23 protein-coding genes, 5 tRNA genes and 1 pseudogene are annotated in these 24,482 nt (G+C 45.7%); 9 read left to right on the top strand and 20 right to left on the bottom strand.

What is annotated here, in order from left to right; translation table 11 throughout:
* Nucleotides 1-200: 200 nt before the first annotated feature.
* A complete protein-coding gene (locus H7198_RS03035) occupies nt 201-755 on the bottom strand; it encodes a guanylate kinase (RefSeq protein ID WP_274458321.1) in 555 nt (184 codons plus the stop codon).
* Nucleotides 756-865: 110 nt separating this feature from the next.
* Here H7198_RS03035 and H7198_RS03030 point away from each other — a divergent pair, with 110 nt between their 5' ends.
* Nucleotides 866-2,278: an APC family permease gene (locus H7198_RS03030; RefSeq protein ID WP_274458320.1), complete on the top strand. Its 1,413-nt coding sequence runs from the start codon at nt 866-868 to the stop codon at nt 2,276-2,278.
* A 39-nt stretch (nt 2,279-2,317) separates the two neighbouring features.
* Here H7198_RS03030 and H7198_RS03025 read toward each other — a convergent pair whose 3' ends face one another.
* Nucleotides 2,318-4,021, bottom strand: coding sequence for a septation ring formation regulator EzrA (locus H7198_RS03025; RefSeq protein ID WP_274458319.1), 1,704 nt, complete (start codon nt 4,019-4,021; stop codon nt 2,318-2,320).
* Between the two features lie 347 nt (nt 4,022-4,368).
* On the opposite strand from H7198_RS03025, the gene rpsD reads away from it, so the two are divergent.
* Together rpsD and H7198_RS03015 are read left to right on the top strand one after the other, a co-directional pair.
* Nucleotides 4,369-4,980 carry a 30S ribosomal protein S4 gene (gene rpsD, locus H7198_RS03020; protein WP_091502630.1) on the top strand — a complete coding sequence of 204 codons (612 nt, stop codon included), beginning with the start codon at nt 4,369-4,371 and terminating at the stop codon, nt 4,978-4,980.
* 85 nt (nt 4,981-5,065) lie between these two features.
* Complete coding sequence (locus tag H7198_RS03015; RefSeq protein ID WP_274458318.1) at nt 5,066-5,683, top strand: hypothetical protein; 618 nt, start codon at nt 5,066-5,068, stop codon at nt 5,681-5,683.
* A gap of 62 nt (nt 5,684-5,745) precedes the next feature.
* On the opposite strand, the gene H7198_RS03010 is transcribed toward H7198_RS03015, so the two are convergent.
* Nucleotides 5,746-6,936 carry an aminotransferase-like domain-containing protein gene (locus tag H7198_RS03010; protein WP_274458317.1) on the bottom strand — a complete coding sequence of 397 codons (1,191 nt, stop codon included), beginning with the start codon at nt 6,934-6,936 and terminating at the stop codon, nt 5,746-5,748.
* Nucleotides 6,937-7,088: 152 nt separating this feature from the next.
* Between H7198_RS03010 and H7198_RS03005 the strand changes: the two genes are divergently transcribed.
* The 3 genes from H7198_RS03005 (at nt 7,089) to H7198_RS02995 (ending at nt 9,609) form a co-directional block, all read left to right on the top strand.
* Nucleotides 7,089-7,457: a DUF1694 domain-containing protein gene (locus H7198_RS03005; protein ID WP_274458316.1), complete on the top strand. Its 369-nt coding sequence runs from the start codon at nt 7,089-7,091 to the stop codon at nt 7,455-7,457.
* Between the two features lie 69 nt (nt 7,458-7,526).
* Nucleotides 7,527-8,825, top strand: coding sequence for a replication-associated recombination protein A (locus tag H7198_RS03000; protein WP_274458315.1), 1,299 nt, complete (start codon nt 7,527-7,529; stop codon nt 8,823-8,825).
* 340 nt (nt 8,826-9,165) lie between these two features.
* Nucleotides 9,166-9,609 (top strand): universal stress protein, encoded by a 444-nt coding sequence (locus H7198_RS02995; protein ID WP_274458314.1) that lies wholly within the window; start codon nt 9,166-9,168, stop codon nt 9,607-9,609.
* 63 nt (nt 9,610-9,672) lie between these two features.
* Here the strand turns inward: H7198_RS02995 and H7198_RS02990 are convergent, their stop codons facing one another.
* The 8 genes and pseudogenes from H7198_RS02990 to H7198_RS02960 form a co-directional block, all read right to left on the bottom strand.
* Nucleotides 9,673-10,830, bottom strand: coding sequence for a D-alanine--D-alanine ligase family protein (locus H7198_RS02990; protein WP_274458313.1), 1,158 nt, complete (start codon nt 10,828-10,830; stop codon nt 9,673-9,675).
* A gap of 38 nt (nt 10,831-10,868) precedes the next feature.
* A complete protein-coding gene (locus H7198_RS02985; RefSeq protein ID WP_274458312.1) occupies nt 10,869-11,861 on the bottom strand; it encodes a DUF2785 domain-containing protein in 993 nt (330 codons plus the stop codon).
* 9 nt (nt 11,862-11,870) lie between these two features.
* Nucleotides 11,871-13,085, bottom strand: a complete 1,215-nt coding sequence (locus H7198_RS02980) for an FtsW/RodA/SpoVE family cell cycle protein (RefSeq protein ID WP_274458311.1) — start codon at nt 13,083-13,085, stop codon at nt 11,871-11,873.
* A 66-nt stretch (nt 13,086-13,151) separates the two neighbouring features.
* Nucleotides 13,152-13,361: a DUF2969 family protein gene (locus H7198_RS02975; RefSeq protein ID WP_091502616.1), complete on the bottom strand. Its 210-nt coding sequence runs from the start codon at nt 13,359-13,361 to the stop codon at nt 13,152-13,154.
* A gap of 10 nt (nt 13,362-13,371) precedes the next feature.
* Complete coding sequence (locus H7198_RS02970; RefSeq protein ID WP_091502613.1) at nt 13,372-14,355, bottom strand: rod shape-determining protein; 984 nt, start codon at nt 14,353-14,355, stop codon at nt 13,372-13,374.
* Nucleotides 14,356-14,524: 169 nt separating this feature from the next.
* Nucleotides 14,525-15,007 carry a ComF family protein gene (locus H7198_RS02965; protein WP_274458310.1) on the bottom strand — a complete coding sequence of 161 codons (483 nt, stop codon included), beginning with the start codon at nt 15,005-15,007 and terminating at the stop codon, nt 14,525-14,527.
* A 36-nt stretch (nt 15,008-15,043) separates the two neighbouring features.
* Nucleotides 15,044-15,223 (bottom strand): annotated as a pseudogene (locus tag H7198_RS06965) (double zinc ribbon domain-containing protein); the annotation flags it as partial.
* Nucleotides 15,216-16,256 carry a DEAD/DEAH box helicase gene (locus tag H7198_RS02960; protein ID WP_345945864.1) on the bottom strand — a complete coding sequence of 347 codons (1,041 nt, stop codon included), beginning with the start codon at nt 16,254-16,256 and terminating at the stop codon, nt 15,216-15,218. The gene H7198_RS02960 and the pseudogene H7198_RS06965, both read right to left, overlap by 8 nt.
* A 306-nt stretch (nt 16,257-16,562) precedes the next feature.
* Between H7198_RS02960 and H7198_RS02955 the strand changes: the two genes are divergently transcribed.
* Nucleotides 16,563-17,198, top strand: a complete 636-nt coding sequence (locus H7198_RS02955; RefSeq protein ID WP_274458308.1) for a YigZ family protein — start codon at nt 16,563-16,565, stop codon at nt 17,196-17,198.
* A gap of 18 nt (nt 17,199-17,216) precedes the next feature.
* Nucleotides 17,217-17,288: transfer RNA gene (locus H7198_RS02950), tRNA-Arg, on the top strand.
* A 92-nt stretch (nt 17,289-17,380) separates the two neighbouring features.
* Here H7198_RS02950 and H7198_RS02945 read toward each other — a convergent pair.
* The 4 genes from H7198_RS02945 to H7198_RS02930 all read right to left on the bottom strand — a co-directional run bounded on the left by H7198_RS02945 (nt 17,381) and on the right by H7198_RS02930 (nt 20,695).
* The gene (locus H7198_RS02945; protein WP_274458307.1) at nt 17,381-17,956 is read right to left on the bottom strand and encodes a DNA-3-methyladenine glycosylase I; all 576 of its coding nucleotides are present in this window, start codon (nt 17,954-17,956) and stop codon (nt 17,381-17,383) included.
* A 105-nt stretch (nt 17,957-18,061) separates the two neighbouring features.
* Nucleotides 18,062-19,387, bottom strand: a complete 1,326-nt coding sequence (gene eno, locus H7198_RS02940; protein WP_274458306.1) for a phosphopyruvate hydratase — start codon at nt 19,385-19,387, stop codon at nt 18,062-18,064.
* A 187-nt stretch (nt 19,388-19,574) separates the two neighbouring features.
* On the bottom strand, nt 19,575-20,363 hold the full coding sequence (tpiA, locus tag H7198_RS02935; protein ID WP_274458305.1) for a triose-phosphate isomerase: 789 nt from the start codon (nt 20,361-20,363) through the stop codon (nt 19,575-19,577).
* Nucleotides 20,360-20,695, bottom strand: coding sequence for a hypothetical protein (locus H7198_RS02930; RefSeq protein ID WP_274458304.1), 336 nt, complete (start codon nt 20,693-20,695; stop codon nt 20,360-20,362). The genes tpiA and H7198_RS02930 overlap by 4 nt, the downstream gene beginning before the upstream one ends.
* Before the next feature lie 122 nt (nt 20,696-20,817).
* On the opposite strand from H7198_RS02930, the gene H7198_RS02925 reads away from it, so the two are divergent.
* Nucleotides 20,818-20,903: transfer RNA gene (locus tag H7198_RS02925), tRNA-Leu, on the top strand.
* Between the two features lie 136 nt (nt 20,904-21,039).
* On the opposite strand, the gene H7198_RS02920 is transcribed toward H7198_RS02925, so the two are convergent.
* The 5 genes from H7198_RS02920 to lysS all read right to left on the bottom strand — a co-directional run bounded on the left by H7198_RS02920 (nt 21,040) and on the right by lysS (nt 24,439).
* Nucleotides 21,040-21,112 (bottom strand) — tRNA-Thr (locus tag H7198_RS02920).
* Between the two features lie 5 nt (nt 21,113-21,117).
* Nucleotides 21,118-21,190, bottom strand: a tRNA-Asn gene (locus tag H7198_RS02915).
* A gap of 168 nt (nt 21,191-21,358) precedes the next feature.
* A complete protein-coding gene (locus H7198_RS02910) occupies nt 21,359-22,618 on the bottom strand; it encodes an MFS transporter (RefSeq protein ID WP_274458303.1) in 1,260 nt (419 codons plus the stop codon).
* Between the two features lie 190 nt (nt 22,619-22,808).
* Nucleotides 22,809-22,881 (bottom strand) — tRNA-Asn (locus H7198_RS02905).
* A gap of 73 nt (nt 22,882-22,954) precedes the next feature.
* A complete protein-coding gene (gene lysS / locus H7198_RS02900; protein WP_274458302.1) occupies nt 22,955-24,439 on the bottom strand; it encodes a lysine--tRNA ligase in 1,485 nt (494 codons plus the stop codon).
* Nucleotides 24,440-24,482 lie beyond the last annotated feature (43 nt).

The following is a 24,482-nucleotide window of genomic DNA, read 5'->3' as shown; positions in this document are numbered from 1 at the left end:
AACTTGTGCAACAACTATTTTTATGAGTTTTGCTGGTGATTATCAAGCAAAACTTGATAACCGCTTGTCCCTCGCAAGGAACAATAATTAGTATACCGGCATTGACCCGTTCGGTCAATGCTTTTTTCGAAGAAAATTAACGAATATTCTAAAGCCGAATGAGGGGCAAAGAGAGATATAAAATGTTTGTTTTTACCCTTTCATTTCATCCCTTTAATCAATTTATCGATTTCTTCCTTCGTTTCATTCCAGTTATCATTGTAAATGACGGTGGCATGACCTTCCATATTAGTTGGTAGCTCCAAGTCACGTTTAAATTCAGCCGAGTTCAAACGTTTCTCAATTGCTGCTTCATCATCCCCACGTCCAACTAAACGTTCCTTTAATATAGAAGCGTTTGATACTGTGATATACCAGAGGCAGACTTTACCACCCAGCACCTTGCGGTACGTTTCGCCACCCTTTGTATCTAAAACGATGCTAACCAAATGTTTTTTTTGCCATCCCCGCTCCAATCCTTCCATAGAAGAACCATAACGGTTGCCAGCATACTCAACTTGTTCAAGGTAGTGGTTTTCCGGAAAAGTCGTAGCAGTCTCAAAATAGTAGTCCACACCATCCACTTCCCCTTCACGCTTAGGACGGGTTGTATGGGTGATTACTTGTGGAATCTGCCACTTTTCTTCTATATAAGAAGCAACAGTACTTTTACCAGCTCCAGCCGGTCCCATTAAAACAATCACGTGCTTTTCCATTGACCAATCTCCTCTCAACTCGCATCATTTTACCATTAAAAGAATCGACAAGCCATTTCTTAACTGCTACAATTAAGTGATAAATTAGAAAAAAGTGAGAATTTTTAAATATGAACTTACTAAAACGAGCCTTTCAACGGGAATCCGTTGAAGGCTACCTTGAAAAAGACGGACAAATGGCCCGCGTTCTTTCAACGAAGGATTTGATTGGTTTAGGTGTCGGAACCGTGATTGGTTCTGGTATCTTTATCCTTCCCGGCCACGAAGCAGCCAACCACGCTGGTCCTGCCGTTGCCATCGCCTTCCTATTAGCTGCACTTTTCTCCGGTATCTGTGGAATGGCCTTCGCGGAATTCTCTTCTGCTATGCCAGTTGCCGGTTCGGCTTATTCATATGGATCGGTTATCTACGGTGAAATCATCGGGTGGCTCCTTGGTTGGTCACTCATCCTTGAATACTTCCTGGCTGTTTCAGCCATTGCGACTGGTTTCGCCGCTTACCTGAACTCACTTCTTGGACAAATGGGTATGCCATTACCTACTAACCTACAGGTGGGACCTGACCAAGGCGGCCTTGTGAATCTCTTAGCCGTTCTCGTTATCTTAGTTTCAACCTTCATTCTTTTTGCGGGCTTGTCCCAGTCCAAAAAAGTCGAGAACGCCGGCGTTATCTTGAAGATTGCTATCATCTTACTTTTCATCATCGGTGGTCTTTTCTTCATTAAACCTACTAACTACGCCGACTTTTACCCTAAGCAATTCCAAACAGGGCTTTGGGGGCTTGGTGGAATTACCGCAGCGACTGCTTCCATCATCTTCTCCTTCCTTGGATTTGATACAATTGCTGCTCATGCAGCCGAAGTAAAGAACCCAACGAAGACAATGTCGCGCGGAATTTTGGGAACGGTTGTCATCTCTTCAACCCTCTACACGCTCTTCGCCATCGTTTTGACGGGAATCGTTAACTATAAGAAGCTTGGGGTTGATGATCCCGCAGCCTTTGCTTTACAAACAATTAAGCAAACACAGTTCTCAGTGGTCATTACAATTGGTGCTTTGATTGGTATGTTTACCGCCATCCTGGCCTTGATTTTCGCCTCATCCCGTCTCGCTTACTCATTCGGACGTGACGGCTTGATGCCAAAGGGACTTGGAAAAGTGAACAAGAACCACTTACCACAAAACGCCATCATCTTAGCCGTTGTCGTGGAAACGGTACTTGCCGGATTCATCCCACTTTCAACTTTGACAAACTTGATTAACATCGGCACTTTAACTGCCTTTATGTTTATCACCTTTGGGGTGCTCTTCCTACGAAAGCGTCAGGATTTGCAACATACAGGATTCAAGATGCCATTCTACCCAGTGCTTCCAGCTCTGGCTGCCGGATTGTCTCTCTTCTTGATTATCCGTCTCCCAATGATTACCTTGAAGCTCTACGCTATCTGGGTTGTCATCGGACTACTCTGGTACTTCTTCTACGGTATGAAGCATTCAACTATCTCATCAAAGAAAAACAAGTAAACAAAAAGCGATACCAAATGGTATCGCTTTTTTATGTGCTTATAACTCAACTGGATCTTGGTTAGCAACCAAACGAGCATAAGCCTCTGGCTCTAACTCGTTCAAGATTGGCTTAATCTTTTCAATCACTTGAGCATAATCAAATTCTTCGTCATAGAGAACTTGCGCTTCTTTCAAAGCATCGCCCATGCGTACGTTTTCAACGGCGTAGCGAGAAGCATACTGCAACAAGGCAACGGCCAGGTCAGCCTGTTCGGCAACAACTTTGGCATCTTCTTTCAAAGTGTCCAAATCAGATGACACAATGTTCACCTGACGCTGAACGGCATCCAAATCAACACGGGAAGCGTTGACCGCATCATCCAAGCGAGTCATTTCATCAGACATGGCAAAGAAGTGGTCCAAGAACAACTTTGGTAGGCCAGGTAGGTCGCGGCGCTCCAAAGAACGCTTCAAATCCTTTAATTCATCAATGTAAGCAATTGAATACTTCTTAGCCGACTTCAAGGCTGGCTGGAACTCCTCAATTTGCTTATACATGGCCACTTGATCTTGGTCAAGTTCGCCCATCAGAGTCAACCATTTCTGTTGACGCTCACAAGCATCCGAATAGGTCATTGTCTTATCAGACAAGGCAGATGATACTTCCTTTTGCCCAGCAACAAGGTCTTCAATTTCCTTAGCGTATTCCTGTTGCTGACCCTCTTCATCGTGGGTCAACTGGAAGCGAGCTTTCAAGTAGGCTAGTTCAATCATCAAAGAGTGGTTTTGCTCGGAGATACGGTCAAAGGCTTGCTTGACCAAATCCTGTTGCTTGAAGTAACGGTCATAGGCATCCAACTCAAATTGCAACTTATCATAGAGCGCTTGAATCTGCTTATTCAAACCCAACTGCAAGTCCGTTGCTTCCTTGATTTTCAAATCTTTCAAGGCCGCTAAGGCTGCCATACGGTCTGCATCGACTTTATCCAAATCCGCTTGGATAGCGTCGTCATCAAAGACAACACCCCGGGCCTCTAGCTTCGCCTTTCCGTCCACAATTTCCTGTACTTGATCAAGGTACTTACCATTAATCGCGTTAAAAATCACTGGAACAGATTGAAGGTAATGGGTCATCTGACCGGCTTCCATTCCCAAGGCCTCAAAGGCCTCGGAAGCCTTCAATGCTTCACCGTCTTCTACTAATTGCTTATATTCACGATACGAATCTTCGCCCTGCTTAACAAAGTCTGTCAAAGCTGCTGCCGCTGGACCGAAGTTTTCAGGTTCTTCAGCAATTCGCTTCAAAATCGTATCACGTTCATCGTGTAACTGTTCAATAGCAGCGTGATGACGGTCGTTTTGCTTGTACAAGTTATCTAAGCCATCCTTGATACTTGCCTGAACCTGTGCCGCTTCCTTGGTCAAAGCCAATAAGTGACGGAGAGCACGCTTTGTTCCCCAGACGTTCAAGCCACCCGTCTTTGATTCCGCAGATGCATGTTCTTGGTCAATTTTGGCAAAAAGTGTCTTCTTTAAATAGGAATATTGTCCTTGAATTGTTTCGTATTCCTTCAAGGCCTGCCCAGAAAGCGAAATCTTTCGCGCATCTGCAATCATCTTTTCCACGTGTTCATTTAAGAGAGCTTTTTTTGCCAGCTCAAAGTCGGCCACCTGCCCTGCTGCTTTACGCTGTTCCAAGATTGCCCAGGAAACAGCAGCAAAGACAGCTAGTACAAGAATGATTCCGATGATGATCCACATTGGTTGTATCCTCTTCTCTTCAGTATATGCTAGTATCAACTTTACACTATTTCGACTAGCCTGCCCCTTTTGAGGGCATCTTTTAGACTTTTCTTAACTTTTTTATAGAATAAAAAGTTAATTTTGCTTCTCCCAACCAAGACAAGGTTTGCCTTCTCCCCTTAATCCTGCTATACTTATGAAAGTTGTTTATTGAGTAGCAGTAGGCAAAGAAGCGCGTCAACAACGTCTCGAATCGTTAGTAAGGGCATAGCTACTGTCCCTGAGAAACGTAAATTTTTGACGCTGCACGCATCTGGTGCTTACCCTTCAATGTACAGCAAAATACATTTTGGAGGACATATATTATGTCACGTTATACTGGACCAAAGTGGCGTGTTTCACGTCGTTTAGGTGTTTCACTTTCAGGAACTGGTAAGGAATTGGCACGTCGTGCCTACGCCCCTGGTGACCACGGACAAGGTCGTCGCGGTAAGGTTTCTGAATATGGTGTTCAACTTCGCGAAAAGCAAAAGTTGCGCTTTACTTACGGTTTGACTGAACGTCAATTCCACGGTTTGTTCAACAAGGCTGGTAAGATCCGTCAAGGTACTCACGGTACTAACTTCATGATCTTGCTCGAACGTCGTTTGGACTCATTGGTTTACCGTCTTGGTTTGGCAACTACTCGCCAACAAGCACGTCAATTGGTAAACCACGGCCACATCTTGGTTGATGGCAAGCGCGTTGATATCCCTTCATACGAAGTGGTACCTGGCCAAGTTATCTCTGTTCGCGAAAAGTCAAAGAACATTGTTCCTATCCAAATCGCTGTTGAATCAGTTGTTTCACGTCCACAATTCGTTGAATTTGACGCTGAAAAGTTGGAAGGTAAGCTTGTTCGTTTGCCAGAACGCGAAGAACTTGATGCCGACATCAACGAAGCATTGATCGTCGAATACTACAACCGTTTGGGATAATCTTTTATATCATTTGGTTGTACAAAAAAGCCAGTGCTTTCTGCACTGGCTTTTTTCTTTGCCATTAAATAACTAGGAGAATATGATGAAAGAACAAACCAGTTATCAAGACCTTTATAAGAGTCAAGACTACCAAACAGCTTTGGCAGCCATCAAGAAAAACCACCAAGATGAAGCAAAGTTAAGGGACTTCTTTAACCTCAGCTCCTACTACAAGAAACTACACCAAGCCATTGCGGCTGGTTCAACATCCGGTATTCACGCCCCTGTTCGTGGAAACTCCGGCAAGAGCCTTGGCGGCTTCTACTTCCACCACGACTTTGAAAACATTCGTGGCTATGAAAGTCTGAACCAATTCCAAGCTTGCTACCGTATCTTCAACCGTATGAAGGACGAACACCCTGAATATTCTGATAACGAGGCAATCGCAGCTTCTTTTGTCTCACAAGAAAAGCAAAACATTACTCGCGTCGATCTAATCGAGCACATCATTTTGCATTACTTCATTTTGAAGGAACAAAACGCAACGGCCGATGAGGTACAGCACTCTGGCTTCCAGTCCCTTTGCCAAAAACTCGATTCACTTAATCAGCCAAAGACTTCTTATGACGTCAAGCTAAAGGCCGAAGTTGAAAAGCGACAGGTACCGGCTGAAGAAATTCAACAATTGGTCAAGGAAATGAAGGACAACCTTCCAAAGTAAACAATCTTAAATAATGGCACATAAAAAGTCGAACCCACGGGTTCGACTTTTTCATTTATAGCTTACTTATCCAAGAACTTCTTGATAGCTGCGCCCAAGCGCTTCATTCCTTCGCGGATGGTATCGTCATCAACGTTAGAGAAGTTCAAACGCATGGTTCCAGATTCGCTGTCACCAGCATAGAATGGTTCACCGGGAACAAAGGCAACACCCTGCTTGGCACATTCGTTGAAGAGGGCCATCGTATCGATGTCTCCTGGGACCTGACACCAGATGAACATTCCACCCTCTGGGTTTGAATGCTTAACACCGGCTGGAAATTCTGATTCAATCAAGGACTGCATCAATTCAAAACGGTGCTTGTAAAGAGCAGAAATCTTTTCGATATGCTTGTTCACATCGTTGTTCTTCAAGTAATCCGCAACCAAGTACTGTGAGAAGTTGTCCGAGTGCAAATCTGCCATTTGCTTCATCAAAGTGAAGTTAGTGATGAAGTCTTCGCTAGCCACAACGAATCCCAAACGGAAACCAGGTGCCAAAATCTTTGAGAAGGAGGACATGTAGATAACATTGCCTGTCTTATCAAAGGCCTTCAAAGGTGGAACCGCTTCCCCTGAGTAACGGATAGCGCCATATGGGTCATCTTCCAAAATTGGCACACCGTATTGATCGGCCAATTCAACGAATTGCTTACGACGCTCGACGGGCATTGTACGACCAGTTGGGTTTTGGAAAGTTGGGATGGTGTAGATCAACTTTACTTCAGGATGGGCCTTCAAGGCTTCTTCCAAGGCGTCCATACGCATACCATCTTCATCCATTGGTACCGTGACAATCTTTGCACCAAATGAACGGAACACATCAACCGTACAGAGGTAAGTTGGTGCTTCAACAAAAACCGTGTCCCCTTCGTCGATGAACATCTTAGCAATTTGCTCGATGGCCTGTTCAGAACCAGTACTGATGGCAATGTTTTTCACGCCGGCTTCGATTTGGCGAGGCTTCAAGAAATTCTTTGCTACTTCGTTACGGAGAGCTGGCAATCCGGCTGATTCACCGTACTGCAACGCTGCAGCGCCCTGGTTATCAAAAACGCGGTTAGCTGAAGCGCGAAAGTCTTCAACAGGGAAAAGTTCGGCGGCAGGCAAACCTCCCGCCAACGAAATGACTTCTGGGTTCGCTGCTGCATCCAAAATGGCGCCCAGCGTATCGTTCTCAGTGTTTGGTAAGTGCGTTGAGTATTTAAAAGTCATAACATTACTTCCTTTTCCATTAATATGATTAAATTCTAACACTTTTCTCATTTTTATCAAATGTTATTTACAAAATGACAAAAGGCACGGACTTTGTAACCATCCGCTTTTTTCCGTATAATAGGGTAAAGATAAACCAAAGGAGAATGCTCATGGACGTCAACGAACGACTTGAACAAAATCAAAATGGAACTGGACCAAGTTTAAAGCCAGACGAAAAGCGTCTCTACCTAGGAAACTTCCGTGAGCGTGTCATCCTGGCAATTAAAGGTTCACAATTAGAATCAGATGCCAGTAAAGCAGCCCTTGCAGATAAGATGAAGGCCTATCCTGACGCCACACTAACGATTGACCAGGACCTGGCCGGAGCCGATTATATCGACTATCTACAACTGGCTATCAAATCAGGCAATCCCTACTCACTACTTTCAAACAATGAACGTTCTAAACAGACAGCAGACCCTTACGCCTTGGTTCTAGCTGCTAAAACCGCTGTTAATATCGATAACATTGAGATTTAATTCTTCCTTGACCGGCTCTTGCTGGTCTTTCTTTTATCATTTAACAATTCCATTTAGAAAGGAGACGCCATGCCTGCCCAAAAGCCATTAGCCTACCGGATGCGGCCAAAGCGAATTGAAGACATCGTCGGTCAACAGGACCTCGTTGGTGAAAATAAAATCATTTGGCGCATGGTCGAAGCAAAACGACTATCATCGATGATTCTCTACGGTCCACCTGGAACTGGAAAGACCTCGATTGCTTCTGCCATCGCCGGCTCAACCAACTTTGCCTTCCGGGCACTAAACGCGGCCACGGATTCGCAAAAGGATTTACAGGCCGTTGCTGCTGAAGCCGCCATGTCGGGAACAGTCGTGCTCCTTCTCGATGAAATCCATCGTCTCAACAAGGTCAAGCAAGACTTTCTCTTGCCGCACTTGGAATCCGGTGCCATCATCTTGATCGGTGCCACAACTGAAAATCCTTACCTCAATGTCACACCGGCCATTCGATCCCGTACCCAAATCTTTCAGGTTCATCCTTTATCAACGAAAGACATTAAGAAGGCCATTGATCGAGCCCTGGCAGATAAGGAAAACGGACTAGGTAACTATCCCGTTGAAATTACGGACGAAGCCAAGGAACATCTAGCACAGGCCACTAACGGGGACCTTCGTTCTGCCTTGAACTCGCTAGAGCTAGCCGTTCTGTCGACAAAGGAAAACGATAAAGGCATCATTCCGGTAACTTTGGAAGTCGTCGAAGAAACCTCCCAAAAGCAGGCCCTCGTTGCCGACAAAGACGGTGACGCGCATTACGATGTGATTTCGGCCCTGCAAAAGTCGATTCGTGGTTCCGACGTTGATGCTGCTCTCCATTACACGGCCAGACTAATTGCTGCCGGTGACCTACCAATCCTGGTCCGCCGACTGACGGTGATTGCCTATGAGGACATTGGCCTCGCCAATCCAAACGCCGCCTTCCGGGCGGTCACGGCCATTCAAACGGCTGAAAAACTTGGGCTACCAGAAGCACGGATTCCGCTGGCCAATGCTGTCATCGAGCTAGCGTTGTCGCCCAAGTCGAACGCTGCCTACAAGGCGATGGATGCCGCCCTGGCCCAGGCCAGTCGCTCAAAAGCGCAAGCTATTCCAGCCCATCTGAAGGACGCCCACTACTCGGGCGCTTCCAAACTGGGCCACGGAAACGACTATATCTATCCGCACGACTTTGATAATGACTGGGTGGCACAGCAATACCTACCCGATGCCATTCAAAACGACCGCTACTTCGAGCCAAAGGGTAATTCTGCCTTTGAAAAACAGCTCAAGGAAGTCAATGAAAATCTCAAAAATAAGCAGAAAAAGGGCTTAAATCATAAGAAATAATTACGGCAAATTCGTACATGTCAAGACTGTTATTTTCTGGATTTTTTTCCTATACTATAAACGAATACTTCGGTATACGCGTTGCCGCAATACCAGCTTTTTCCTTACAACCTTTTTATTCGGGCGGGAATCTCGACCAGTGAGTCAAGCCTTCTCATTTGGTAGGCTTTCTCTAGAGTGAACCACCCACCTCGATAACTTCGAGGGAAATCTGAGCGGCGATTAACGGTGCCAAGGAAGTATCGTAGGCTTGCCCTACGAGTCCACCTGCGGGTGGACTTTTTTATTGTCCTTTTCTTCTCAAATGAACTATACTAAAGAAAAAGAGGAGGATAACATTATGACACAGTTCTACCATGATATTCTTGTACCAATGGACGGTTCAAAGGAATCTGAGGCTGCTCTCCATCGCGCTATCACGATTGCTAAGGCAAACGGTGACAATGCAAAAATCACCCTTGCCAATGTCATTGACACGCGTGCCATTCAAAATATCGCGGCCTTTGATAATTCAATGATTGATACGGTCACCGAAGATGCCCGTAAGATGCTCGAAGGCTACAAAGCTCAAGCTGAAAAAGCTGGTGTTACTGTTGACTACCGTATCGATTATGGCTCACCAAAAGCATTGCTAGCCCATGATATTCCTGACGAAATCCATGCCGACCTCATTGTCATTGGAGCCACAGGATTAAATGCCGTTGAACGTTTAGTCGTCGGATCAGTTACCTCTTACGTTACTCGCATTACCAAAGTCGATGTCCTAGTCGTACGTGAAATGTGACCCCACTTCAAACACTCTATAAAATAAAAAAGCAGACCTTTCGGTCTGCTTTTTTATTTTAAATTACTTCTTGTTACCGTCTTTTCCGTTAAAGGTTCCGACTTTTTCTTCACCCAATGATTCGAATGAGTAAGAAATTTCCTTTGACTTCTTGTAAGCGTCAAAGCCATATTGTACAAGCATGTCGGCCAACTTGGCGTTGTCGATGTCTGAGTAATCCCAGAGGCGCTTGAAGAGTGACATGTTAGTGAAACCAGGCAATGTGTTTGGCTCACCCAAGTAAGGCACGTTATCTTCATCAATCAAGAAGTCCATACGGGCTTCACCCTGCAAGTTCAAGGCGCGATAAGCACGCTTTGACATATCCTTGATTTCTTCCGTTACGGCATCTGGTAAGTTCGCTGGGATTTCAAAGGCAACGGATGAGTTATCCACGAACTTTGAGTGGTAATCATACCAGCCCTTACCGTCTCCACCTTGATCAGGAACCTTGTGGGCACCAATTTCAGAAACCAAAATTTTGTCGTTTCCAATTACACCAACTTCAAGTTCTCGAGGACCGTTAACGGCCTGTTCAACCAAGACCTTGTGATCGTATTGGAAGGAATCTTTCAAAGCGGCTTCATATTCTGCTTCGTTTTCAGCTCGTGAAATACCAACTGATGAACCTTGGTTGGCAGCCTTAACAAAGACAACAGAACCAAGTTGTTCTTCAACTTCAGCCCAAGTCAACTTCTTATCGTCAAAAGCGTGGGTAACCAAGTACTTCGTGTTACGAATGTTGTTTTGCGTCAAGATTTCCTTGGTCAATACCTTATCAAATGACACGGCATGTCCACGCAAAGCAGCACCAACGTATGGCTTGTCCAACAAACGGAACAAACCTTGCAAGGTACCATCTTCACCAAGGTTTCCGTGAACCACTGGGAAGAAGATGTCAATTTGGCCAAGGTCTTCTAAGGCCCTAATTGGTGAAAGAATACCCTTATCCTTCAATTCGGCCATGTATGAATCAACCAATGGTTGTTCATCTTCTTGCATCATGATCTTCATTGAGCGGTCAGCATCCAAAAAGTAGCCATTTTGAGCAATGGCAACCACGGACAAGTCATACTTGCCTGTTGCCTCCAAAGCCTTGTAGTAGTTGTAGCAAGAACGCTTTGAGACATCGTGTTCAGATGAGTTTCCACCAAAAAGTAATACAACGTGTTGTTTAGCCATAAGATTTTCCTTTTCTAAAACTGGTTCAAACCAGGATTTCATGATAGATAATTTTTAGTTGCCTGCGCGTAGTTCCAAACATCCTGCGGACTGGCATCTGGTCCAAAGGCCAGTATCTGCTGGAAGAAGTCCACCCGGATATAAAGCATTTGCCAATTCGACCGGTCCTGCTTAAAGGGCGTATTAACCAAATCCTGCCGCCAGAGCTTCAATGCCAATAGCAGATAGTCAGCATATATTTTATGGCGACGACTCAACTGTAAGACATTGCCAACTAACCGCCCCATCTCCCCCATCGTTAAGGGGGTATCAATGGAGCGCAAGTTGGTCATCAAGCAGGCTAACAGGTAAAGCTTATCTGCCCGTTTCAAGGCCAGCTGCTCAAAGAGCTGACCCAGAACATTTGCTAAGTGGGTGTAGGCATGAATCCATCCATGCCCTTCGACAAAGCCCCTTGTATCCTTTTCAACTAGCATATAAATGCCAAGTTGTTGAACAATGTCAGACATTAATTCCTCGGATATAAAAGTCTCGGTATTGTCCGCATTCTTACTTAATAGCAAGGCAAGAACCGCCATCGAGTAGGAACGATAATAGGCACCATCGTTTTCTTCTTCAAATAAATGAGAGAAAAGGCGACTATCATGAATCAATTCTCGAGTTAACCAATCGAGCGTTTCAGCCTCAATATGATTGTTTTGAATAGCAGAACCAAGAAAGAAAAAAGTCCCGCTATCACGAATGCTTTCATCCGTGGAAGAGAGCAAGGTTAAAAAGCGACGTAAATCTTCCTTTGAAACGAAGAGGATACTCTCTGCTTCTCCCTGATTGTTCCAGTTCTCCTGATACCAGGCCATCCGATTAATCGCCTCATCAGCTGATAGAACAGGTGTAACTGGTGTAGGCTCTTCATACTCGACTTCGTCCCGAATGGCACGTAGCAAATCTGGCAAGGACTCGAAGAGATCTCCGGCCCTTAGTTGTCGCAGGAGAATATCCTGCTTTTCTGCGATCATGACCAACTGATCCATGATTCCCCCTTATAGTGAGAAGTCATTCGATTCGTTAAATGTACGACTTTGCTGCTGATAAGACATCGACATAATCAACCCAACTCCAATCATATTGGAGAGCAGTGAAGATCCACCCTGAGAAATAAAGGGCAATGGAATTCCAGTCAACGGTAGCAAACCAATGTTCATTCCAACGTTTTCAAAAACGTGGAAGAGCACCATGACAACAACCCCTGTTGCAATATAAGCATAGAAGGAGTTACGTGCCTTAAAGGTCGCCTTAATCATCAAATAAAGCAATAAGAAGTATACCGCAATCAAGAAGGCCCCACCGACAAATCCAAAGGACTCACCCATCACTGAGAAAATCATATCGGATTCGCGAACTGGAACGAAGACCTTCATATTACCGAATCCAGACCCCCATAGCTGACCTGAACCAATGGCCTTCAAGTTCTGATAGGTCTGGTACCCCGTATCAGATGTATCTTGCCCAGGATGCAACCAAGCATCAATACGGGCAAACTGGTAGGCCTGGAAACCAAAGCTACCCAGAATTGAACGCCCTAATGATGACGTAACCAGGAAGAGTAGTAGGGAACCAAAAGCACCCGCAGCAGCAAGAGCTGGCCCTAAAATGCGCCAGGTAACACCAGAGACGATGGTAATACCACCCAAGATGGCAATGAAAACAAGCAACGTTCCCAAATCGTTTTGCAAGGCAATCAAGAAGGCAACGGGCAAAAACACCCCAACCATCTTACCAATTAGCAACCAGTCCGATTGAACGGTATGTTCTGGATAAAGTCGGTTGTGGTTTGCCACGACTTTCGATAGCATCAGAATGAAAGCCGGCTTCACAATTTCCGAAGGCTGCAAAGAGACGGGCCCAAAGGCAATCCAAGACTTCGCACCAGCTGAAGCGGCCAAAGCACGGTTATAGAAGAAAAGCACGCCAATCAGCAGGACAATTCCAATACCATAAGCAACCGGTGCCAACCGCCATAGTTGAAAGGCATCAAAGCGCATAATAAAAGCAATAATCACCGCACCAACGCCCCAATAGAGCAATTGCATAATAATTGCCTTCAAAGCTGCTGACTTACCGTTTCCATCATTAAGAATGGCAAAATATAAAGAATATAGTCCAATTAACAACAGCAAAATCATGACCAGAATCATTCCCCAGTCCAACTCAGATGCTGATGTACGATTTGAATGATGAGCAGCACTACGTTGCATCGTTCTCTCCTACAGTTGTTTCTATGTACAAAAACCCCTTGCCGAGGCAAAGGATTCTTCTAAAAATTAATAGTAAAGGTTATAAGAAGCCAACATTGCCTGAAGGGCTTCGTCTTCTGATTGGGCAGAAGCAATCACAACTTGCTTACCCAAAGTTCCGGCGAAAGTACCCTGGTTTTCTTCGATTTGGCCAATTTCACGTTCGTCAACGAACACCTTGACCAAATCACCTTCTTTTTTCAATGAGACAGCAAAGCTCTGATTTTTCTTAGACATCAAAAACTCCTTAGCCCTTATCCATCATGTGCTCAAGCAAAGCACCCGTTCCCTTGGCAACGTTGTCCAATGGGGAATCAGCGATAAATACTGGGACTTCCAAACGGTCAGCCAAGAACTTGTCGATTCCTTCAAGCAAGGCACCACCACCGGTCAACATAATTCCACGATCGATGATGTCAGCTGCCAATTCAGGTGGCAACTTTGACAAAGCCAAGTGGGCAGCATCGGCGATTTGTGCCAATGTTTCGTGCAAAGCTGACTCGATTTCGTTGGCGTTAACCGTAATCGTTTGTGGCATTCCTTGGAAGTTGTCACGTCCACGAACGGCCATTGTCTTTGGATTATCTGATGGCAAAGCTGAACCAATTTCAATCTTAATCGTTTCAGCAGAACGTTCACCAACAACAAGGTTATGTTCACGCTTCAAATAGTTCACGATGTCGATGTTCATACGATCACCGGCAACACGAATTGATTCTGAAACAACAATGTCACCTAGTGACAAAATGGCGATATCAGAAGTTCCACCACCCATATCGATAACCATTGAACCGACTGGCTTAAAGATATCCAAACCAGCCCCAATAGCAGCAACCTTTGGCTCGTAGTCCAAGTATACCTTGGCACCACCGGCCTTTTCAGCAGCCTGAATGATTGCCTTACGTTCGATTTCAGAAATGTTCGTAGGCGCACAGATCATGATGTTTGGCTTTGACATGAAGCCCTTTACGTTCAACTTGTTAACAAAGTAAGTCAACATTGCTTCTGTAATATCAAAGTCTGAAATAACACCGTCCTTCAAAGGACGAACGGCACGAATGTTACCTGGTGTACGGCCAACCATTCGGTAAGCTTCCGCACCAACAGCCAATACGCGGTCAGTCTTGTCGTCAACGGCAACAACGGATGGTTCATTCAAAACCACACCTTCGCCTTCAACATAGATCAACACATTGGCCGTTCCCAAATCAATTCCAATATCTCTTGCCATGGTTAATTTTCTCCAAAATTTAGGTTACCTGAGAAAAGAAGAAACTCTTCCCTACAATCCTTTCGATTATACCATATTTACCGTTCAGATATGGGAGCTTTCCCGTGAATCGCAAGCTTTTCTTAAGGAAAAAGTCCGACAGGTGCTCATCTCAAAAAGCGCTTAGCAACTATCGTGCTAGGGTCTGTGAACTAACCTTTCGAGCACCCGCTTGTCGAAGAAGCTGGGCAGCGTGATAGAGCGTTCGCCCAGTCGTGTAAACATCGTCTACCAATAGAACATGTTTACCGGAAACTTCTTCTTTCATCCCCTCCTTCAGCTCAAAGGGTTGCTTCGTTCGTAAACGTTCAGAACGACTTTTGGAGGACTGGTCAACCTTATGACTGGCCTTCACCGCCAACAAATCAACTTTTTTAGCAAAAACCGGTAAGAAAGCATCTACCTGGTTAAACCCTCGCTGGGCAATTCGCTCCTCACTCAGAGGAATGGGAAGAATCAAATCAATCTTTTCTTCTTTAACACGCCGTCGAATCACCTTGCGCATTTTTCCTGCAAAAATTGGCGCTAAGCGGTAGTCGCCAATAAACTTATAGCGAGCCATATAGTCTTTCATCTCCTCGTTGTATTGATACAGCGCTCGATTTTCTATCATGGCCATCCCCCGCTTCTGCCACTTTCGGCAGTCTAGACAATACCGCTTCTTCTTTTCCGTCCGACCGCAACCTGGACAAAAAGAAGGACCAATTTCTTTAAAAGTTTGCCAACAGGCATCACATAAGCGATCTCGAACCGGTACATAGCCCGTCAGTAAGAGTAGCAAGTTCGGACGTACATCAATTTTCTTTGAACACAGCAAACACTCAAACATTTTCTTCCGCCTTTCGATTCAACTCCCGAATTTCCCTTTGCGCCTGCCGAATGCTTCTGGCAGGACCGGAGGCAAACAGGAGGACCTCTCCTAGTGGACTGTCCTTTGCACGCCCCACTTGACCAGCCATTTGTATCAAGGCCTCCTTCGTAAAAGTCGGATCGTCGCCGCCCATAATGACAGCCTGTAAGTTCGGTAGCGTTACGCCCCGTTCCAAAATAGTGGTTGTGATTAAATAGTCATACTTTCCCGCCCGCATATCAGCGACCTTCGAAATCCGTTCCGAATCGGTAGCATGAACGGTGGTCCCCCTTCCAATAGCCAACTGACGAACTTGCTTTTCCAGTAGTGCCAAATCATCGACTGCTGGAACAAATATGAAAAAGGGTTTCTTTTCGAAATACCAAAGTTCCAAGGATTTTTTTAATGACAAAGTCATTCGCTTCCGCCAACGGGGATCATAGTGAATCGTTAATTCTGGTAATTTACCTCCGTGAAACCGGCCTAGTAATTGATGCAAAACCAGTTCACCCCGGTTAGCCATTGATAACATTTTCCTTGACGGCGTTGCGGTCAAGTACAAAAATCTGCCTTCCTTTTTTAAGGCTTGATGTAAAGCCCGTTCCAACATCCGATTATTGCGGTAGGGAAAGGCATCCACCTCGTCAATAATCATCAGATCAAAGGCCTGGTAAAAGCGCAGCATCTGGTGCACCGTACCAATCACCAACTGGCTATATTTGTAGTGTTCCTCCTGGGCCCCGTACAAAACTTGAGTAAAAACCTCAAAGGCCGCCTGCAGACGCGGCGCTAGCTCCAATACTACGTCCACCCTCGGTGACAACAGCGCCACCCGTTGCCCGGAAGTCAGCGCCCAGTCAATCAACGGAAAGAGCATCTCGGTCTTTCCAGCACCGGTCACTGCCCAGAGCAACTGATTCTGACTGGCCTGAGCATTTTCAATCAAGCGCTTACTCAACGCCTCCTGTCTCCCCGTCAGCCTCCCCTTCCAGCGCAGCTTACTGCCCGGCACAAAGTCGTTTGGCTCCTCAATCGTCAACAGCACGTCCAATGTCGATACCCGCCCCAAGGCCAAGCAATCTAAACAGTAACTCTCGCCCTTTGGTAGTGCAGCCCTTCGTCGGCCGCCACAGCGCCGACAACGGGCACCTTCTAAAACAGACAAAACTCTCGCGCCTTCCACCACCGGACGGTTCCTCGGCCAGGTATGCAGGCGACCATATAATTCTTCTTTCTCCAATCAAAGCCCCTCCATCCTTCTCTTACTAAAGTACGCCCTTCTTTTCTCCCACATTTAGCTCATGATATAATACGAATTATGGAAGACTTTTACTTACTCAAACCTCAAGAAGGTCACTGGCAGCAAACAATTAAAAAATCCGACTTTCTCATCTACCTGGCCCGGGTCAACAGCGAAGAAGAGGCCCAAGCCAAAATCGAGATGATTAACAAGGAACACTACAAGGCCACTCACAACGTCTTTGCCTACGTCATCGGTGATAACGACGAAATCAAGCGCTACTCCGATAACGGCGAACCTTCCGGAACAGCTGGCGTGCCCATGCTCGAAGTGCTTCAAAAGCAAGGTGTTCATAACGTCCTTGCCGTCGTAACCCGTTACTTCGGTGGTATCAAACTTGGTGCCGGGGGCCTCATTCGTGCCTACGCCGGTACAACCGCCCAGGGTCTTGACGCCCTTGGCCTAGTCGTTCGCCTCAAACGCGTTGTACTCGAACTAACCGTTGACTACGCCAACAACGACGAGCTCACTTATTGGCTCAAGCAAGAAGACTATCCCCTCATCGATACGACTTTTGACACGTCCGTCCACCACCAAGTGGCCGTCGCCCCCGCCACCGTCAAAGACTTCGAAGAAACCCTGACAAACCGCTTTGCAGGGCGAATTACCTTCAAGAAGATTGATGAGACCTACTTGGAAATCCCTAAAAAATAGGTTATAATAACATGGTTCGCGCGGTTGGTGTAATGGATAGCACGCAAGATTCCGGTTCTTGCAATCCGGGTTCGACTCCCGGATCGCGCATTAGAAAACCTTGTTATAACAGCATTTATAAGCAAAATGCGGCAAATTTGTTGCAAATCATAACAAAAAAGGACGAGTCCTTTTTTCTATCCTTATTTATCCATCAAATCATGCCAAGCGCAGTCCTGGTTATGACCATTGTGAATGCCAACTGCCTGCAGCAGTGACTCCACCACTACCGGCCCAGTAAATGAAAAGCCTTCTGCTTTCAGCTCCTTGCTAACAGTCTTTGATAAAGTCGTTTCAGCCGGCAGCTTTTCCCCAGGCTCCGGACCAATGTCCACTACCTTCCCCTCCGTAAAGGACCAGAGGTAATCAATAAAGGACTGCCCAACACTATGCCAGCCCTCGACAATCCGAAAGTTATGCACCACGGCTTCAATTTTCCGCCGGTTCCGAATAATTCGCGAATCAGCCATTAATCGTTCAATATCATCAACACCAAAGGCCGCCACCTTCGCCAAATCATAGCCTTCGAAGTCTTCAGCCAACGCCGCCCGCTTCTTCAAGACCGTCTGCCAGGATAAACCCGACTGGAAAATCTCCATGCAAAGATATTCCAAGGCCTTCTTCTCATCATGAACAGGACGGCAATATTCCTTATCGTGGTAATCAACTAACTCGGGTGCTAAGGAACCGGCAGTGACCCAGTGACAGCGTTTTAACATGGCATTTCTCCTTTTCTAGAAGGTTCAACATCTTCTTAATTAATAATACGAAGGCAAACAAAAAAACGCTCCAATAAAGGAGCGTCTTTTTTAATTCGAAATAAATTACTTGTTCATGATATCTTCACGAGCTTGTGCTGACAAGTTGTAGAATGAGTGAACACCCTTGTACTTGGCAGTGTCACCGAGCAATTCTTCGATACGCATCAATTGGTTGTACTTTGCGATACGGTCAGTACGTGACATTGATCCAGTCTTGATTTGTCCGGCGTTAGTAGCAACAACCAAGTCAGCGATGGTTGTGTCTTCCGTTTCACCTGAACGGTGAGAAACGATAGCAGTGTAACCAGCTTCCTTAGCCATTTCGATGGCTTCCAAAGTTTCAGTCATAGTACCGATTTGGTTAACCTTGATCAAGATTGAGTTAGCGGCACCCATGCGGATTCCCTTAGCCAAGTATTCAGTGTTTGTAACGAAGAAGTCGTCACCAACCAATTGAACCTTCTTGCCAAGTTCCTTAGTGATTGCAGCCCAGTCATCCCAGTTGTTTTCGTCGATAGGATCTTCGATTGAGATAATTGGGTAACGGTCTGCCAAGTCTTCCAAGTACTTGATGAAGTCTGGCGTTGAGAATTCTTCCTTAGTTGACCAACGCAAAACGTACTTTTGCTTGTCGGCATCCCACAATTCAGATGAAGCAACATCGACAGCAATGGCGATGTCCTTACCAGGCTTGTATCCAGCCATTTCGATGGCCTTGATCAAGTACTTCAATGGTTCTTCGTTGTTAGCGAAGTCAGGAGCGAATCCACCTTCGTCACCAACTGAAGTTGCCTTACCGTCAGCTTCCAACAACTTCTTCAAAGCGTGGAAAGTTTCTGAACCGTAACGTACAGCTTCGTGGATTGAAGGAGCACCAACAGGCATGATCATGAATTCTTGGAAATCAACCTTGTTGTCTGAGTGTGCACCACCGTTGATAACGTTCATCATTGGTGTTGGCATAACGTATGAGTTCATACCACCGATGTAAGCAAACAATGGCATTCCCAATTCGTCAGCAGCGGCACGAGCAACGGCGATTGAGACAGCCAAGATAGCGTTGGCACCCAACTTACCCTTGTTCTTAGTACCATCCAAAGCAATCATAGCTTGGTCAATGGCACGTTGGTCAGTTACGTCGAACTTACCAACCAAGGCTTCAGCGATAGGACCGTTAACGTTAGCAACGGCCTTCAATACGCCCTTACCACCGTAAACGTTCTTGTCGCCATCACGCAATTCAACGGCTTCGTGTTCACCAGTTGAAGCACCTGAAGGAACGATTCCGCGTCCGAAACCACCAACTTCGGTGATAACTTCAGCTTCAACCGTTGGGTTTCCACGTGAATCAAGTACTTGACGTGCGATAATATCAGAAATCAAAGACATCTATTCGTTCTCCTTTTGTCTGTGGGTTATTCTCTAAATAATTCCACTTAAAGTATACCACCCTTATTTAGTAAATTGAACACTTATCTAGAAGAGAAAGTCGATATTTTCACATATTTGTGGAATAAAAAAACGCCAGCCGAATTTCTCCGGCTGGCTAAAAGTGAATTTTTCAAATATCGCGCTCTTAATTTGAAGCACTGCCCGTCTCCTGGGCAATGTCAATCAGCTTCAAAAAGCTTTCCGGCTTCAAGGCTGCTTTTCCAACCAAGATACCATCAATGTCTTCTTGTGATAGGAAGTCCGCGGCGTTCTCCGTTGTGACAGAGCCACCGTAGAGAATGCGCGTCTGGTCTGCTACCTTTTGGTCGTACAGGTTCACCAGACTTTGGCGAATGAATTCAGCGGACTTTTCGGCCTGCTCAGCAGAAGCCGCTTCTCCGGACCCGATGGCCCAGGTTGGCTCGTAGGCAATGGCCACATTGGCCATCTCTTCAGCCGTAATTCCTTCCAAGGCAATCTTCAACTGCTTCAAAACAATTGTCTTCTTGTCTTCCTTAGCATAAGCTGAAAGGTCCTCATCCAAATCAACGATTGGCTTTAAACCGTTCTTCAAAGCTGCCTTGGTCTTCAAGTTCACGCGTTCATCCGTTTCATTGAAGAGCTTACGGCGTTCAAAGTGCCCAACTAAGACATAGGAGACACCAACAAGGGCGAGTGCCTTCGGTGAGGTTTCCCCTGTATAGGCACCATCGTCCGTCCAGTGGGCGTTTTCTGCCGCAATGGCCAAACGACTGCCCGCGGTCTCCTTCACCATCTGAGTCAAGTACAGGTCCTGTGCCGCAATGGCGACATCAGCTCCCGTATCCTTATTCACCTCAGGAATCACCTGCTGCAAATACGGTTGAACCTGGTCAGGATCCATGTTTATCTTCCAGTTGGCCATGACTAATGGCCGGCGCATCGCCCCGGTCATTTCTCTTCACCCCGGCCCATGAAAATAATAAAGGCCGCTTCAATTAAAATAAGCCATGGTAAGTTGGAATTACGTTCCCCAACCAAAACAAGCAAAGCGTAGGTTAAGGCAAGCACGGCCAAGCCCATTCCAATTCGGATAATACGACGCATGAACCCTGAACGAGAAAGCTGGTCTGCCATCGCCTTGTTCTCTGCTTCCAATTCAGTAACATCGAGCTTTAAGGACTCGATTTGATCTAAGAGCCGGTCGTTTTCCATTTGCAGGAATTCGACCCGGCTCAAATCAGTTTTATCTTCCTGGTCGTCTTTTGACCAATTAAATAACTTCATCAGCAATTCTCCAATCTTGTCTTAGTTTAACAAATATTTGGCCTAAGGACTAAAAAAATAGAACTTTTTTACAACGCCTTGACAAAAGTCCAAATACCCTGTAAAATTCTAAAAGTTAAGTTGCGGATGTGGCGGAATTGGCAGACGCGCAGGATTAAGGATCCTGTGTCCGCTTTAGGACGTGCGGGTTCGACTCCCGCCATCCGCATCAGATAAAAAAGCAGACCTTCGGGTTTGCTTTTTTTGTGCCTTCTTTAAAGAGAAATAACCGTCACCAACTTCCGCACCATGTAATCCAAAAAGCGCACAAAAAAAGCACCCCACCAAAGTGAGATGCTACCAGATGCCGACGAGAGGAATCGAACCTCCGACCCCAGGTTTACGATACCCGTGCTCTACCAACTGAGCTACGTCGGCGTATACTCCGAATGTCGGGCTCGAACCGACGACAACACGATTAACAGTCGTGTGCTCTACCAACTGAGCTAATTCGGAATAATACGTTTGTTGTTTCAAAACAACTATTTAATTATGCCATCTGCCATCCAAACTGTCAACGATTTTCATGAAAAAACTTCGTTAAAATCCGACTTTTTAACCCCCATCCACTCTTTTAATTGCACTAAAAAAGTCGCCCAAAGGCGACTCGATTAAAATCAATTATTAGAACTCAATGTCCTTACGGCGCAATGCTGGGATTGTCAACATAATGACGAATGAGAAGAGGTAGATAAAGGTAAAGAACATCATCACGTGTGTCAATGAGAACTTGTCCATCAACAAACCGATGATTGGTGGGAAGAATCCACCAAGCAACTTACCAACTGAAGCAACAACAGAGTTTGCTGTTACTCGGTATTCCGTTGGGTATAGTCGTGAAACAACAACCCCAAATCCACCGTACATACCGTTTGAGAAGAATCCAACGACCATCATGATGATCAACAATGAAGTTGCATCACGGGCAGCAAGAATCAAGTAAACCGTTGCGGCAGCCAAAATCAAGAAGGCTCCGAATGAAAGGCGTGGGCCAAAGCGGTCCAAAACTGAACCGAAAGCGTACATACCAAGTGACATTCCAACGATTGTCACAATCATCCAAAGTGATGATGATGAAATTGACAAGCCCAATTGCTTTTGCATAATCTTTGGCAACCAGTTCATCAACCCGTAGTAACCACCGGTCTGAACCATCATCATCAAGATCAAGGCAATTGTTTGGTAAGCCATGGCAGGTGTCTTGAAGACGGCAAGGACAGGCGCCTTTTGAGCAACTGTTTCCTGCTTCTGCTTACGGCTAGCCTTAACAGCTTCGAAATCGTCTGATTCACCAACGTGACGACGAACAACAAAGGCGAAGGCAACTGGCAACAAGCCAACCAAGAACAATGCGTTCCAACCAAAGGCTGGGATGATCAAGGCTGAGGCAATGGCTGCCAGGATTCCACCGAACTGTCCACCAATGTGGGCAACTGACGTCAACTTACCAATCTTCTTGTTGGCAAAGTTTTCGGCAATCAAAGTCACACAGGCACCGTATTCGGCTCCGGTTCCAACACCGGCAATGAAACGGAAAGTATAAACTAACCAAATGTTATGGGCGAAGTAAATCGCTCCAGTGGCAAAGGCCACGATGGCTAAGGTCCAAGTGAAAATCTTGACACGACCAACACGGTCGGCCAGCATTCCAAAGACAATTCCACCAATTAGAGTTCCAAACATTGAGAAGGTTGAAATCAGCCCTCCACCGAAGTTTGAAATTCCCAATGACTTAATGATTGAGGACATGGCGAAGGAAATAAAGAGGGCATCCATGTGCTCCAATCCAAATCCTGCGGCCGTTGACCACAATGTCATCTTCTGGTTCTTAGAGAAGTCGCGATAGTGCAAGTGTTCAACACTTTGCTCTGTTTCTGCTGACATTATATTTTTCTTTCAAAATCGACGCTCACGGGCGTCAGTTATTTCGTGTGCAATCATTTTCATAATTGACCCTTTGATAATATACAGAAAAGAACACCATAAAGCAAGGATAATTGACATATTAACAATCTAACAGACTTATGATTGACACAAAAAAGGCCACAGACAAGCCTGTGACCTTTTTTAAATACTCCGAATGTCGGGCTCGAACCGACGACAACACGATTAACAGTCGTGTGCTCTACCAACTGAGCTAATTCGGAATGATTAGTGCTTAACTAACTCAATAATTATACAAAGAAAAGTTAAGCACGTCAATATCTTTTATTAAAAAAATTATGGGCGCATCGTTGGGAAGAGGATAACATCACGAATTGTGTTCGTATCCGTCAACAACATGACCAAACGGTCAATACCGATACCCAGTCCACCTGTAGGTGGCATACCGTATTCCAAGGCCTCTAAGAAGTCTTCGTCGATACCTTCGGCTTCGTCGTTTCCATTGTCACGTTCAGCGGCCTGTGCTTCAAAACGGGCACGCTGATCGATTGGGTCGTTCAATTCCGTAAAGGCGTTCGCGTATTCTGACCCCATGATGAAGAGCTCGAAACGGTCAGTGAAGCGTGGGTCATCGGCGTTCTTCTTAGCCAATGGTGACACTTCAACTGGGTGACCGTAAACAAAAGTTGGTTCCTTCAACGTGTCTTCAACAAATTGTTCGAAGAATTCGTTGATGATGTGACCAACCGTCCAGTACTTTTCATACTTCACCTTGTGGTCATCTGCCAACTTTTGAGCTTCTTCAACCGTCATTTCAGGCCAGAAGTCCACACCAGTGCGGTCCTTAATCAAATCAACCATGTGCTTGCGTGCAAATGGCTTTGACAAGTCGATATCCGTTCCCTGGTAGTTCAACTTCAATGAAGGGTGCACAGCAGCTGCAGCAGCCTTAAAGATACCTTCTGTTTCATCCATGACATCGTGGAAGTCCCAGTATGCCGCGTATGATTCAAGTGAAGTAAATTCAGGGTTGTGCTTAGGGTCCATTCCTTCGTTACGGAAGATACGACCGATTTCATAAACACGTTCCATGCCACCAACAATCAAGCGCTTCAAGTAAAGCTCAGTGGCGATACGCATGTACATATCAATATCCAAGGCGTTGTGGTGTGTCACGAATGGACGGGCAGCGGCTCCACCAGCTTGCGTCTGCAAGATTGGTGTTTCCACTTCCATGAAGTCCTGCTTTTCCATGTAAGCACGGATAGCAGAAATAATCTTTGAACGTTGTTGGAAACGCACGAATGATTCCTTGTTGGCAATCAAATCGAGATAACGCTTACGGTAACGCGTTTCAACGTCTGAAATTCCGTGAAACTTGTCTGGCATTGGTCGCAAGGCCTTTGACAAGTGCGTCAAGTGTGAAACCAAGACAGTCAATTCCCCTGCCTCAGTCTTCATCATCGTACCTTCGATACCGATGAAATCACCAAGGTCTGCACGCTTGATGATTGGGTAGTTATCACCCAAGTCGTCACGACGAGCGTAAATTTGAATTTGACCTGAACGGTCGCGGATATCGGCAAAAATAACTTTACCGGCTCCACGCTTGGCAACCATACGTCCGGCAATAATTACCTTAACGGGGTTTGCTTCAAGTTCTTCCTGGCTCTTACCATCGAACTTTTCGTGGAGGTCTGCAGCCAACGAATCACGATCGAAACGGTGGCCGAACGGATCGATTTGAAGATCATTTTGCAACGCTTGCATCTTTTGACGACGAGCGCGCATCTGATCATTAAGGGCTTTTTCTTCAGCCATGAATCATTTACCTTCCTGTCGGCGATTTACTCGCATTTTCTCT

It is taken from the genome of Fructobacillus sp. CRL 2054 (genome assembly GCF_028764065.1).
Classification (GTDB): domain Bacteria; phylum Bacillota; class Bacilli; order Lactobacillales; family Lactobacillaceae; genus Fructobacillus.
This window is presented reverse-complemented; position numbering and strand designations above follow the sequence as displayed.

Coding starts and splice junctions, on each gene's coding strand:
- H7198_RS02945 (WP_274458307.1), bottom strand. CDS start 17,956: ATGTTAAAACGCTGTCACTGGGTCACTGCCGGTTCCTTAGCACCCGAG.
- tpiA (WP_274458305.1), bottom strand. CDS start 20,363: ATGACCGGGGCGATGCGCCGGCCATTAGTCATGGCCAACTGGAAGATA.
- lysS (WP_274458302.1), bottom strand. CDS start 24,439: ATGGCTGAAGAAAAAGCCCTTAATGATCAGATGCGCGCTCGTCGTCAA.
- H7198_RS03015 (WP_274458318.1), top strand. CDS start 5,066: ATGAAAGAACAAACCAGTTATCAAGACCTTTATAAGAGTCAAGACTAC.
- H7198_RS02930 (WP_274458304.1), bottom strand. CDS start 20,695: ATGAAGTTATTTAATTGGTCAAAAGACGACCAGGAAGATAAAACTGAT.
- H7198_RS03005 (WP_274458316.1), top strand. CDS start 7,089: ATGGACGTCAACGAACGACTTGAACAAAATCAAAATGGAACTGGACCA.
- H7198_RS02975 (WP_091502616.1), bottom strand. CDS start 13,361: ATGTCTAAGAAAAATCAGAGCTTTGCTGTCTCATTGAAAAAAGAAGGT.
- H7198_RS02990 (WP_274458313.1), bottom strand. CDS start 10,830: ATGGCTAAACAACACGTTGTATTACTTTTTGGTGGAAACTCATCTGAA.
- H7198_RS03025 (WP_274458319.1), bottom strand. CDS start 4,021: ATGTGGATCATCATCGGAATCATTCTTGTACTAGCTGTCTTTGCTGCT.
- H7198_RS03000 (WP_274458315.1), top strand. CDS start 7,527: ATGCCTGCCCAAAAGCCATTAGCCTACCGGATGCGGCCAAAGCGAATT.
- H7198_RS03010 (WP_274458317.1), bottom strand. CDS start 6,936: ATGACTTTTAAATACTCAACGCACTTACCAAACACTGAGAACGATACG.
- H7198_RS02955 (WP_274458308.1), top strand. CDS start 16,563: ATGGAAGACTTTTACTTACTCAAACCTCAAGAAGGTCACTGGCAGCAA.
- H7198_RS02980 (WP_274458311.1), bottom strand. CDS start 13,085: ATGCAACGTAGTGCTGCTCATCATTCAAATCGTACATCAGCATCTGAG.
- H7198_RS02985 (WP_274458312.1), bottom strand. CDS start 11,861: ATGGATCAGTTGGTCATGATCGCAGAAAAGCAGGATATTCTCCTGCGA.
- H7198_RS02995 (WP_274458314.1), top strand. CDS start 9,166: ATGACACAGTTCTACCATGATATTCTTGTACCAATGGACGGTTCAAAG.
- H7198_RS02965 (WP_274458310.1), bottom strand. CDS start 15,007: ATGATAGAAAATCGAGCGCTGTATCAATACAACGAGGAGATGAAAGAC.
- H7198_RS03035 (WP_274458321.1), bottom strand. CDS start 755: ATGGAAAAGCACGTGATTGTTTTAATGGGACCGGCTGGAGCTGGTAAA.
- eno (WP_274458306.1), bottom strand. CDS start 19,387: ATGTCTTTGATTTCTGATATTATCGCACGTCAAGTACTTGATTCACGT.
- H7198_RS02910 (WP_274458303.1), bottom strand. CDS start 22,618: ATGTCAGCAGAAACAGAGCAAAGTGTTGAACACTTGCACTATCGCGAC.
- H7198_RS02970 (WP_091502613.1), bottom strand. CDS start 14,355: ATGGCAAGAGATATTGGAATTGATTTGGGAACGGCCAATGTGTTGATC.
- rpsD (WP_091502630.1), top strand. CDS start 4,369: ATGTCACGTTATACTGGACCAAAGTGGCGTGTTTCACGTCGTTTAGGT.
- H7198_RS03030 (WP_274458320.1), top strand. CDS start 866: ATGAACTTACTAAAACGAGCCTTTCAACGGGAATCCGTTGAAGGCTAC.